The sequence below is a fragment of the Nonomuraea basaltis genome (assembly GCF_005893125.1).
GTDB lineage: Bacteria > Actinomycetota > Actinomycetes > Streptosporangiales > Streptosporangiaceae > Nonomuraea > Nonomuraea basaltis.
Genome location: NZ_VCJS01000314.1, coordinates 1 through 11,538, shown reverse-complemented (window position 1 = coordinate 11,538; position 11,538 = coordinate 1). Strand labels below are relative to the sequence as shown.

At 68.5% G+C, this 11,538-nt stretch carries 12 protein-coding genes; 9 read left to right on the top strand and 3 right to left on the bottom strand.

The genetic code is table 11. The features are described from left to right. The coding region (locus EJK15_RS73800; RefSeq protein WP_206062067.1) for a hypothetical protein at positions 1 to 194 on the bottom strand (194 nt) is incomplete at its 3' end. A 35-nt stretch (positions 195 to 229) separates the two neighbouring features. Here EJK15_RS73800 and EJK15_RS62835 point away from each other — a divergent pair. The 4 genes from EJK15_RS62835 (at position 230) to EJK15_RS62820 (ending at position 4,211) form a co-directional block, all read left to right on the top strand. Continuing rightward, positions 230 to 994 (top strand): alpha/beta fold hydrolase, encoded by a 765-nt coding sequence (locus tag EJK15_RS62835; RefSeq protein ID WP_138719843.1) that lies wholly within the window; start codon positions 230 to 232, stop codon positions 992 to 994. Positions 995 to 1,014: 20 nt separating this feature from the next. Continuing rightward, positions 1,015 to 2,292, top strand: a complete 1,278-nt coding sequence (locus EJK15_RS62830; protein WP_240777986.1) for a cytochrome P450 — start codon at positions 1,015 to 1,017, stop codon at positions 2,290 to 2,292. Beyond that, positions 2,289 to 2,987 (top strand): IclR family transcriptional regulator, encoded by a 699-nt coding sequence (locus EJK15_RS62825; protein ID WP_138719842.1) that lies wholly within the window; start codon positions 2,289 to 2,291, stop codon positions 2,985 to 2,987. The genes EJK15_RS62830 and EJK15_RS62825 overlap by 4 nt, the downstream gene beginning before the upstream one ends. 240 nt (positions 2,988 to 3,227) lie before the next feature. Then, positions 3,228 to 4,211, top strand: coding sequence for a BtrH N-terminal domain-containing protein (locus tag EJK15_RS62820; RefSeq protein ID WP_138719841.1), 984 nt, complete (start codon positions 3,228 to 3,230; stop codon positions 4,209 to 4,211). A gap of 344 nt (positions 4,212 to 4,555) precedes the next feature. Here the strand turns inward: EJK15_RS62820 and EJK15_RS62815 are convergent, their stop codons facing one another. Then, complete coding sequence (locus EJK15_RS62815; RefSeq protein ID WP_138719840.1) at positions 4,556 to 4,984, bottom strand: hypothetical protein; 429 nt, start codon at positions 4,982 to 4,984, stop codon at positions 4,556 to 4,558. Positions 4,985 to 5,243: 259 nt separating this feature from the next. Between EJK15_RS62815 and EJK15_RS62810 the strand changes: the two genes are divergently transcribed. Then, positions 5,244 to 5,840 (top strand): DUF6368 family protein, encoded by a 597-nt coding sequence (locus tag EJK15_RS62810; RefSeq protein WP_138719839.1) that lies wholly within the window; start codon positions 5,244 to 5,246, stop codon positions 5,838 to 5,840. Between the two features lie 342 nt (positions 5,841 to 6,182). On the opposite strand, the gene EJK15_RS62805 is transcribed toward EJK15_RS62810, so the two are convergent. Beyond that, positions 6,183 to 6,935, bottom strand: coding sequence for a glycoside hydrolase family 12 protein (locus EJK15_RS62805; RefSeq protein ID WP_276615579.1), 753 nt, complete (start codon positions 6,933 to 6,935; stop codon positions 6,183 to 6,185). A gap of 648 nt (positions 6,936 to 7,583) precedes the next feature. Between EJK15_RS62805 and EJK15_RS62800 the strand changes: the two genes are divergently transcribed. The 4 genes from EJK15_RS62800 to ureG all read left to right on the top strand — a co-directional run bounded on the left by EJK15_RS62800 (position 7,584) and on the right by ureG (position 11,516). Continuing rightward, the gene (locus EJK15_RS62800) at positions 7,584 to 8,228 is read left to right on the top strand and encodes an urease subunit gamma (RefSeq protein WP_138719837.1); all 645 of its coding nucleotides are present in this window, start codon (positions 7,584 to 7,586) and stop codon (positions 8,226 to 8,228) included. Next, a complete protein-coding gene (locus tag EJK15_RS62795; RefSeq protein WP_138719836.1) occupies positions 8,221 to 10,017 on the top strand; it encodes an urease subunit alpha in 1,797 nt (598 codons plus the stop codon). The genes EJK15_RS62800 and EJK15_RS62795 overlap by 8 nt, the downstream gene beginning before the upstream one ends. A gap of 50 nt (positions 10,018 to 10,067) precedes the next feature. Then, positions 10,068 to 10,742, top strand: coding sequence for an urease accessory protein UreF (locus EJK15_RS62790; protein WP_138719835.1), 675 nt, complete (start codon positions 10,068 to 10,070; stop codon positions 10,740 to 10,742). Positions 10,743 to 10,814: 72 nt separating this feature from the next. Then, the gene (ureG, locus tag EJK15_RS62785) at positions 10,815 to 11,516 is read left to right on the top strand and encodes an urease accessory protein UreG (RefSeq protein ID WP_138719834.1); all 702 of its coding nucleotides are present in this window, start codon (positions 10,815 to 10,817) and stop codon (positions 11,514 to 11,516) included. The last annotated feature ends 22 nt before the right edge of the window (positions 11,517 to 11,538 follow it).

Sequence of the window (11,538 nt, the reverse complement as noted above, 5' to 3'; positions counted from 1 at the left end):
CCCTCCCCACGCAGCGAGCCCCTGACTTCCTCGCCGAAAGCGGTCGTGGGCTGTTCCTGGTGGATGCGCAGGCCGACCAGTGGGGCGCCGTCCAGCACGAAGCCGGTAAGTACGTCTGGTTCAGCCTGGAGTGCCTCGGCGGCGCCCGACGGGCGGGCGAGGCGCCGCCTGCCAGGACATTCGCTGAGCGTCACCCATCCGGCGCCACGAACACGAAGGAGAATTCGCCATGTCCCCCGTCGTCCTTCCCCACGACGTCCGCGGCTCCGGGCCGCACCGCGTAATCGCGTTGCACGGCTGGTTCGGAGACCGCGAGTCCTTCAGGAAGATCCAGCCCTACCTGGACGGCGACGCCTTCACCTACGCCTTCCCCGACTACCGGGGGTACGGCGAGGCCCGCGACCTCACCGGCGAGTACACCCTCGCCGAGATCGCCGCCGACGTGACAGCACTCGCCGACAAGCTGGGCTGGGAGAGCTTCTCCCTGGTCGGTCACTCGATGGGCGGCACGGCGATGCAGCGGGTGATGGTGGACGCGCCGGGCCGGGTCCGCAAGCTCGTCGGCATCTCTCCGGTGCCGGCCTCCGGCGTGCCGTTCGACGACGAGGGGTGGGCGCTGTTCTCCGGCTCCGCCGAGGAGCCCGCCAACCGTCGTGCGATCATCGATCTCACCACCGGCAACCGGCTTCCGGGCACATGGCTCGATGAGATGGTGGACAACTCGCTACGGAACTCCACGGTGACCGCCTACCGGGCCTACCTGGATGCCTGGGCGCGCACCGACTTCCACACCGAGGTGGCCGGCGCCACCACGCCCGTGCTCGTCATCGCCGGTGCGCACGACCCCGCGCTTTCCGCCGACGTCATGCGGGGTACGTGGCTGCAGTGGTACCCGAACGCCGAGCTGCTGACATTCGCAGACGCCGGCCACTACGCGATGGATGAGACACCGTTGGCCCTGGTGTCCGCCATCGAACGTTTCCTGGCCGCCTGACAATCTCCAGGGGGATGTCCATGATCGACATGAATGCGACGGTCAACGTGTTCGACCCGCGCATCTACACACGGGGCATCCCGCACGAGACGTACCGCTGGCTGCGCGACCACGACCCCGTGCACTGGCAGGAGGAGCACAAGGTCGGTGACTGGCCGGCGGGGCCCGGATTCTGGGCGGTGACCCGCCACGCGGACGTCGTACGCGTGCTGCGCACCCCGATGGAGTACAGCTCCTGGCTCGGCGCCACCCAGATCCGTGACCCGGACCCCGCCGACCTGTCGTTCATCCGGCGCACGATGCTCAACCTCGATCCGCCGGACCACGGCCGGCTCCGGCGGATCGTCTCCGGCGCGTTCACCGCCAGGCGCATGGAACGCTTCATGACCGGCATCGCGGCACGGGCGCGTCTGCTCGTCGACGAGATCGCCGAGCGAGGCGAGTGCGACCTGCCGGTGGACGTGACCGACGACTACCCGATCCACAACCTCGCCGATCTTCTCGGCATCCCCTCCGCCGATCGCGGCCAGATCCTGGAGTGGACCAACCGCGTGATCGGCTACCAGGATCCCGACCACGCGACCGTCGTACACGGCCCGGACGGCAAGCCGGTCAATCCTCGATCCCCTGCCATGCTCACCGACATGTTCGAGTACGCTCGCTCCCTCGCCGCCTACAAGCGCCGGAATCCGGCAGACGACGTCATGACCGCGCTCGCCACGGCGGAGGTGGACGGGCAGCGTCTCACCGATCCCGAACTGTCGATGTTCTTCTTTCTCCTGGTCGTCGCGGGCAACGACACTGTGCGTTCGGCCCTGCCCGGCGGGATGCTGGCCTTGCTCGACCATCCCGACCAGCATCGTCGGCTGCTCGATCAGCCTGAGCTCCTCGACTCGGCCATCGAGGAGATGCTGCGCTGGCATCCCCCCGTCCTCAGCTTCCGGCGTACCGCTGTAAGCGACACCGTCCTGGCCGGGCGGCGCATCGCCGCGGGCGACAAGGTCGTCGTCTTTCACGGTGCCGCCAACTTCGACGAGCGGCAGTTCCCTGACCCGATGCGTTTCGACATCGCACGCCGGCCCAATGACCACATCTCGTTCGGGGACGGCCCGCACGTGTGCCTCGGCTCCCGTTTCGCCCGGCTGCAACTCCGCGCGTTCTACCGGGAACTGCTTTGGCGGCTGCCGGACGTCGAACTCGCCGGACCACCTGTCCGGCTGGTGTCGAACTTCATCGGCGGCATCAAGCACCTGCCCGTGCGCTACACCCCCGCGCCTCCTCGCCCAGGCGTCCAATGACCGCGGAGCAGCACAGCACGGCCGCCTCCATGGCGGGCTCGAAGACGATCGACACCGGACTGCGGCTCCTGGAGATCCTCAGGGACCATCCGGACGGGTTGACGATCACCGAACTCGCGCAGCTGGCCGGGATCCATCGCAACGCCGTCTCCCGCCATCTGGCCGCGCTCGGCAACCATCGGCTGGTCGCACGGGTCGGCACCCGTTTCACCCTCGGCCTCGGCATCGTCGAGCTCAACGCCGCCGTGCAGCACAGGCTCCGCAGCGCGGCCGCCTCCGCGCTCCAGGCGCTGGCCGACACCTGCAACGCCACCGCTTTCATCACCGTGCTCGACATCGACGAGAGCCAGGCGGTCGTGCTCACGGTGGTCGAGCCGCGTGTCTCACAGATCCACGTCAGCTATCGCACCGGCACCCGGCATCCCGCGAACCGCGGCGCCTCGGGGATCGCCATCCTGGCCGGCCGCCCGCCCTGCCCTGGGGAGCGCCCAGAGATAGCGCAGGCCCGCGCCACCGGCTACTCGGTCACCACGGGCGAGCTGCAGCCCGGGGCGTGGGGTGTCGCCGCCCCGATCACCATGCCAGGGCGCCCGGCCGACGCCAGCGTGGGCGTGGTCACCATCGGCGTGCGGGATGAGAGCACGATCGCCCCACTGGTGCTCAGTGCCGCGACCGAGATCGCGCGGCTCCTCTAGAACCTGTCGCGTAGAACATCCGTCCCGCGCTGACATAATTGGCCGGTGCGTTTGTGGACGGTCCAGCATCGAGCGGTTCTCGAGCCGCTGGAGGATGCCAGAGTCGGTCATGGGTTTGCCAGAGTGTCGAGGGTGAATCCGGTCTCGGCTGGACTCTCCCACTGTGGGAGGCCTCATGCTATTCCCAGTGGTTGATCAAGAAGGTGACCGTTCGCCGCGTCAGCATGAGGAGAGCGACGCATGACCATCGTGAAGGACATCGAGGCCCGCGGCATGCACCACTGCGAGACGACGGCGCTGGGGGTGCTGTTGCGGCATGAGGGACTTGATCTGTCCGAGCCCATGCTGTTCGGGCTGGGCTCGGGCCTGTCCTTCATCTATTGGGACAGCAAGGGCATGGCGTTCCCCTTTCTCGGAGGCCGCGTCAAGCCTTTCGACCTCACCAGGAACCTGGCCGCCAGGCTGGGGCTGACGTTGATGGCCGAGGAGACCACCTCACAACGCAAGGCGTGGGAGAACGTGGCCGCCCCCATCGACGCCGGTCGGCCGGTCGGCCTCCAGCTCGACTGCTACCACCTGGACTATTTCCGCTCCAAGGTGCACTTCGGCGGTCATGTCGTCGCCATGTACGGCTACGACGAGCACGACGTCTACCTTGTGGACACCGACCAGCAGGGAGGAGCGGTGCGCACCAGCCGGGCCGGCCTCGCCATGGCGCGGGCCGAACGCGGCCCGATGACCGCCAGGAACCGATCCTTCACCATCACCCTGCCGGCTCACCCGCTTTCCTGGCAGGACCAGATCATCCCCGCCATCAAAGACTGCGCCGACGCCTTCCTCGCCGCGCCCATCGCGAACCTGGGCCACCGCGGCATCGAGAAAGCCGGCAAACAGGTGCCCAGATGGCTGCTACGCGCCGGCGAGCCGCAGCAGGACCTGCCGCAGGCCGCCCTCCTCATGGAGAAGGGCGGCACCGGCGGTGCCCTGTTTCGCGCCCTCTATCGCGACTTCCTCGACGAGTGCACCCGGCTGATCGACGACGGCAACCTCCGCGCCGGTCACAGGCTGTACGCCGAGGCCGCCGTCCTGTGGACGGACGTGTCCACCTTGATCGCGAAGGCTGGGGAGAGCGGCGACGCGGGCTACCTCGAGCAGGCCGGCGTCATCCTCCACGATCTTTCGCGCATCGAGAAGGATGCCATGCAGGTGCTGCGTCAGTTGTAGCTCAAAGGAAAGCCGGCTGTACGGGTACGGCCTGAGTCGCGCCGTCGAGTGCGGCAGGGCCCCACGGATCCTCCGACGGGCCCTGCCTCGAGCACATACTTCCCGAACCAGCCCTACCAGCGCTCCTGCCCGCCCCAAGAAGGGGCGTGACGGCGACAGCGCTGCCCAGACCCGCCGAGACCCCGGCGACGGTGACGGCGAAGGACGCGACGCCCGCCGGGAGGCCGAGCAGGGTGTAGCGGGTGTCGGTGGTGAGACGGCGCCGGAGCGACCGTAACTCCTCTGGGTGCAGGGCTCCCGCCGGCGATTCCGGAGGGAGCCCTGTCAGGCCCTTGGTGGGCTGATCAGAAGCGGCTGGTCGTCGCGTGGCAGTCGGGGTCGGTCGCGTTGTTGATGTCGAAGATGAAGTGGAAGCGCCCGTAGGTGTTCCAGCTCCCCGACACCTGCACGGTCTGGCTGGGGTCGTGGCTGCCGGTGCCGTTCTTCGCGCTTCCGGTCGACCAGGTGGTCGCCGGGCAGCGGGCGAGGCAGACGATGTCGGTCGCCGTCTCGGCGATCGCCGCGTTCCGCCACACCCGGGCGCCGGTCCGGACGAAGCCGCTGATCGTGGCCTGTCCGGGATCGAACACCACCGCCCCGTCACCGTCCGCCCGCAGGATGCGCGGTGCGCGCTCCCCCGTGGCCTGTCCGGCGCCTGCGCCGGACACCGTGGAACAGGCGGCGAGGCAACCGGCCAGGCATGCCGCGAGCGCGGCAAATCCCCGTAACCGCATGATTGAAGCTTCACCTTCCAAGCCCCGGAGAATTGATTCCGCGACAAATGCTGGGACGTTGCCAACGGCCAGATCAGGGCCGAAAGACGGAATAGCTGAAGAGCGTCTGTCGATCATCGGAGGGCGGGTCGGTGGCCTGTGCGGGTGGCCGGCTCAGGCTCTGGTCTCACCAGCAGAGAATTGCTTTCTGCGCTTTTCCTAGGTCAAGGCACGTCCCCAATAAGGTGAGCCGGATGCCGAGATCGTCAGGGAGGCGGCCGTGGCGGGTCCTGTCGCATCGGTCCTGTTGCCCGCCGCGCTGACCGGTGCGGACGCCGCAGCCTTCGACCGCTGGCTGAACGAGGTCTTCGCGCCCCACGACGGCGGATGGTTCCTGCGCGCGCCAGCTGCGATCGGCGCGCCGGACAGCGCTACCGACGCGGGCCGGTTCCTTATCGACCGGGCGCCGTGGCCCGATTACGAGGGCTTCGAGGAGGACTTCCCCGGCTTCGCCGAGAGCATCGGTTACCGTCCGGGCGAGCAGATCGAGGTCTGCGCGATGGTCAACCGGCCCGTCGACCATCTGGTGCTCGGACGGGTCTGCCTCGCCCTGGCCCGCGATCATGCCGCCCTGGTCGACTTCGGCGGCGCCCTCGACGCGGTCGGGCAACCACAGGGGATCGACTACCTCACCGAGGACCCCGGCAAGATCGAGCGAACGATCGCCGGTCTGGACGCGGCAGTCGGCGGCCTCGAGGGCAGGGTCTGGTCGATGCGGTACGAGACGGCGCGGGGGACGCCGTGGATCACGCACGTCGGGGACGCGGAGTTCCTCGCCTCATGGCTCTCCCACCCCCGCTTTCGCATGATCAAGTAACACCGCCCTCCCCCGCGAGTTTTGCCGATCCAGCAAATCGCCCGGCCCGCGGCAACCGAGTCGACGCCGGGCGCGTGGCTGAACCGCCGGCGGGTGATGGCGATCGACGGGTTCGTCGTGGACCTGCCCGACACCGAGGCCAACGTCGCCGGGTTCGGCCGCGACAGCGCGGGCGGGTACCAGACCGCCTTCCCCCAACCCGGGGGGTCCTGGCTCGCCGTCATCACCAAACCCACCGGCCTGCGCCGTGGCGCGGTACCCAGATCTACAGGCCTTGGTGGAACGCCGGCGGCCGAGTGGGGAGATCGACTCGGCCGCCCACGGCATATCGGTCCGCCGAAGTCAGCTCGCCGAAACCGAGAAGCTGTTGGTACGGAAGTCCATCCCGCCACTGGACGACGTGATCTCGTAGCCGAACTGGACGTCGCCAAGCGTCACGTCACCGAACCAGTTCCTGGACCGGAGCCAATTCAAGACTGCCTTGATGTCCACGGTCCCGGAGTTGACGTTGCCCTGCCGCACGAAGGAGAACACCTGGTTGGACCCGTTGGAGCCGCGGTAGACGTCCCAGCTGTGGCCGCCCACCGAGGCGCTCGTCTGTCGCGACCCGATCGGGCCCACCGGGCCGTACTTGTTCATCCAGAGCATGATCTCGTAGGTGTGGCCGTCGCACCAGATGTCGTACGCGCTCGTGTAGGCGCCGCCATTCGGCACGGTGACGTTGAAGCTGCTGGTCACGCTGCCGAGAGCGCTGAGCCGCCGGTTCACGTTCTTGGTGGCGTTGGGGTAGGACTTGACGCCACCGGTGTTGGGGTGGTTCGCCCAGACACCCCAGTTACTGTACGAATTTGCCCAGATTGTCTGTGGTCCGGCACCGCTGCCCCAGATATTGTTGTAAAGGGTGTAGCCGCCGTTGGTCCAGGTGCCCCACCGGTCCGACGAGGACCAGACGGCGGCCTGGGCCGGCTGAGCGAGCACCCCGACGAGCGCGACGAGCATGGATGCCGAGACGAAGAGGCGGAGCATCCTGAGCATGATCTCCCTTTCCGCTGTTGTCCGCCGATGGCGGGCACCACATTGTCGAATCCGGTGCATCGAAGCGCTTCGACGAAATTCCGACGCGGCCGAGACCGGTTTCAACGGGAAGCGGAGTCACCGTAAGTCTGCACCCGACCAGAGGAAACACCAGCGAGAAAGAAATCCTCACCATCGCAGGTCAAGCAATGAGAGGCAGCGGGATCGACGTGAAAGTTTCACACCGCCTGCCAGCGGCCGACGTAGCGGACCTCCGGGGCCACCATACCGGTGACGGGGCGCGCCGACCTGACCCATACGCGGTGGCCGGGTGGTGGAGCCGCTGCTGCCATGGGCGCTACGGCCCGTCGGCCAGCGCCGCCTCGAGGCCTGGCCTGCCTCGCCGGCCACAATCGATCGCCTCCCAGAGTGACAGGTCATGGCAACTCTGTGTCACGGGGTAATGGACGCTCGCCATCACGTCATGTCACAGTGAGTATGCATTACGTTACTCGGTGTACCACGGGGTGCTGATCTGCCAGGGCTCTGGGCCGCTTTGCGGGTCACCAGGCTGAACTGGCGCTCCTGTGGGCGCAGGGGTGAGGGCGTCGACTCCCGCCTGGAGTGAGCGGACGGCCGCCGCATGGCTGAAGGCCGGTTGTGTCGGCGTCCGCACCATTGGTGCCCCCGGGACAGAGCCCGGGGCAGAGCGAAGGCGAGGGGGCGGGGATGCATCTGACTCCGCATGAGCAGGAACGTCTCATGATTCATGTGGCTGCGGACGTGGCCTGGAAGCGTAAACAGCGAGGGGTTCTGCTCAACTACCCAGAGGCGGTCGCGCTACTGACCGCGTACGTTCTCGAAGGAGCCCGGGACGGCAAATCCGTCGACGAGCTCATGCGCCCCCCGGACCCGAAGGTGCTCAACCGCAATGACGTCATGGAGGGCGTCCCGGAGATGATCTCCGACATCCAGATCGAAGCCACCTTCCCCGATGGCACCAAACTGGTCACCATCCGCAACCCCTTCCCGGAGGCGGGCACGGATGCGCTGGTTCATCCCGGGAAGATCGACCATCCCCAGGACACCGAGCCCGTGGCCTTCAACGTCGGCCGTGACGTCACGACTCTGATCGTCACCAACACTGACGACCGCCCCATCCAGGTCGGCTCCCACTACCACTTCTACGAGGCCAACCCCCGTCTCGAATTCGAGCCCCGCGCCGACGCCTACGGCAGGCGGCTGAACATCGCTGCCGGCAGCTCCATCCGGTTCGAACCCCGGTGCCCGCGGGAAGTGGAGCTCGTGCCCATTGAGGGCAAGCGCATTGTCGCGGGCCTGCGCGGCGAGGTCGGAGGTCCCCTCGATGCCTAAGCCCCTGACCCGCGTCGAGTACGCCGACAGGTTCGGCCCCACGGCCGGTGACCGCATCCGCCTGGCGGACACCAACCTGCGGATCGAGGTCACCGAGGACTGGTCCGGCGGTCCTGGACGCAGCGGCAACGAGGTCGTCTTCGGCGGCGGCAAGGTGATCCGCGAGTCGATGGGCCAGTCCTGCGCTCCGCGCGACTCCGCGGAGCCCGGCGCCCCGCAGCCCCCCGACACCGTCATCACCGGCGCCGTCATCCTGGACCATTGGGGTGTCGTCAAGGCCGACATCGCCATCCGCGACGGCCGGATCATCGCGCTCGGCAAGGCCTACAACGACGAGACCATGGACCCGCTCCACGACGGCCACGGGAGGGCCACGGACTTCCTCATCGGTCCTGAGACCGAGGTCATCGCGGGCAACGGCAAGATTCTCACTGCGGGCGGAGTCGACACCCACGTCCACTTCATCTGCCCCGAGCAGATCCACGAGGCGCTCGCCGCCGGCGTCACCACCCTGGTCGGTGGCGGCACGGGCCCCGCGGAGGGCAGCACCGCCACCACCGTCACGCCCGGTTCCTGGCACATCGCCAGGGCGTTTGAGGCGCTGGACGCTTTCCCGGTCAACATCGGGCTGCTCGGCAAGGGCAGCACCATGTCCACAGAATCACTCCGCAACCAGGTGAAGGCGGGCGTCCTCGGCTTCAAGATTCACGAGGACTGGGGCGCCACTCCCGCCGTGCTGCGCAGGTGCCTGGAGGTGTGCAAGGAGACCGGTGCCCAACTCGCCCTGCACGCCGACTCGCTGAACGAGGCCGGCGCGGTCGCCGACACCATCAAGGCCATCGGCGACCACCCGATCCACGTCTTCCACGTCGAGGGCGCCGGCGGCGGCCACGCCCCGGACATGATCACCATGGTGAGCCTGCGGAACGTGCTGCCCGCCTCCACCAACCCCACCCGGCCCTTCACCGTCAACACGGTCAAGGAGCACATCGACATGGTGATGGTCTGCCATCACCTGAACCCGGAGCTGCCGGAGGACAAGGCCTTCGCCGAGTCGCGGATCCGGCCTTCCACGATGGCCGCCGAGGACATCCTGCACGACCTCGGCGCCATCTCGATCATGTCGTCGGACGCCCAGGCCATGGGCCGCATCGGCGAGATGATCATGCGGACATGGCAGACCGCGCACGTGATGAAGGCCAGGCGCGGCTCCCTGGACGGCGACGACGGGGCCGACAATCATCGCGCCCGCCGCTACGTCGCCAAATACACCATCAACCCGGCGATCGCGCACGGCATCGACCACGAGGTCGGCTCGGTCGAGGTGGGCAAGCTCGCCGACCTGGTGCTGTGGGAGCCGAAGTTCTTCGGCGTCAAGACGCATCGGGTCATCAAAGGCGGCCAGATCGCCTATGCGCAGGTGGGCGACGCCAACGCCTCCATCACCACCCCGCAGCCGGTCCTGCCCCGCGCCGTGTTCGGCGCGACCGGCCAGGCACCTGCCGCCAACTCGGTCAACTTCGTCACCGCAGACGCCATCAAGGCCGGCCTGCTCGACGAGCTCAAGGTGAGCAAGGAGTTCAGGCCCATCCGCAACACGCGCGAGGTCTTCAAAGAGAACATGCGGGAGAACAACACCCGCCCCGACATCCGCATCGATCCCGACACGTTCGAGGTGGAGATCGGCGGAGCAAAGGCCAAGGACGTGAAGACGGAGATCGACGACCAACTCGTCGAGCGAGACTACGCCACCGAACTGCCCATGGCTCAGCGCTACTTCCTCTTCTGACCGCCGCACCGTGAACGACCGCACCGTGAACGAAAGGTGAGCCACGCACGATGAACCGTGCCGCACTGCTCGTCCTGGCCGACGGCCGTTTCCCCGCCGGAGGGCACGCCCACTCCGGCGGGGCCGAATCCGCTGTCACCGCGGGACGCGTCCGCGACGTCACGAGCCTGGAGGAGTTCTGCCGCGGCCGGCTGCACACCAGCGGTCTGGTCGCGGCGGGTCTCGCCGCCGCGGCCGCCGCTGGATACGACCCGCTCCTGCTGGACGAGGCCGCCGACGCCCGCACCTCCGCTCCCGCCCTGCGCCAGAGTGCGCGCAGGCTCGGACGGCAAATGCTGCGGGCCGCCCGAGCCACCTGGCCTTCGGCCGAGCTCGACGCCCTGGCTGCGGCCCGGCCGCGGGGCGCTCACCAGCCCGTCGTCCTCGGCCTCACCGCCCGCTCCGCAGGCCTGACCGCGCTGGACGCCGCGTACGTGGCGGCGTACGAGAGCGTCAGCGCCCCGGCCACCGCGACCGTCCGCCTGCTCAGGCTGGACCCCTTCGACGCCATCGCCATCCTCGCCCGCCTCGCCGCCGACATCGATCACGTCGCCGCGCAGGCAGCCGAAGCCGCGCAGCGTGTCCACGCTGACGGCCTTGACGCGCTGCCCGCCGTCTCGGCGCCGCTGCTCGACATCACCGCCGAACAGCACGCCGCCCGCCCGGCACGCCTGTTCGCCTCCTGACCCCGACCTCGCCTGTAACCCGAACGCCGCCTCCTGACCACCGCACCACTCGTTCGACCACCCGGAGCACTCATGCACCTCCACCACAGCGACGCCTTTCCCGAGGGCCACACCGACGGCCCCGGCGGCTCCTCCACCGAGCGCCCCGACGTCCGCCGCCGCGCCCTGCGCATCGGCCTGGGCGGGCCGGTCGGCACCGGCAAGACCGCCACCGTCGCCGCCCTGTGCCGCGCGTTGCGCGAGGAGGTGTCCATCGCCGTCGTCACCAACGACATCTACACCCGTGAGGACGCCGAATTTCTGCTCCGGGAGGCCGTCCTGCCCGCCGAGCGCATCGCGGCGGTCGAGACCGGGGCTTGCCCGCACACCGCCATCCGCGACGACATTTCTGCCAACCTCGAAGCCGTCGAGGATCTGGAGGATCAGCTCGGCCCGCTCAACCTGATCCTCGTCGAGTCAGGCGGCGACAACCTCACCGCGACCTTCTCCAAGGGCCTCGTCGACGCCCAGATCTTCGTCATCGACGTCGCGGGCGGCGACGACATCCCCCGCAAGGGCGGCCCCGGCATCACCACCGCCGACCTCCTCGTCATCAACAAGACCGACCTCGCCCCCTACGTCGGCGTCGACCTGGAGGGCATGGCCCGCGACGCCAAAGCCCAGCGCGGCGACCTGCCCGTCGCCTTCACCGCCCTGAAGACCGAAGGCGGCATCACACCCGTGTCGGACTGGGTCCGCAAGCGCCTCGCCGACTGGACCGCGAGCCCCGCATGACCCTCACCTCACCCCGTCTCTT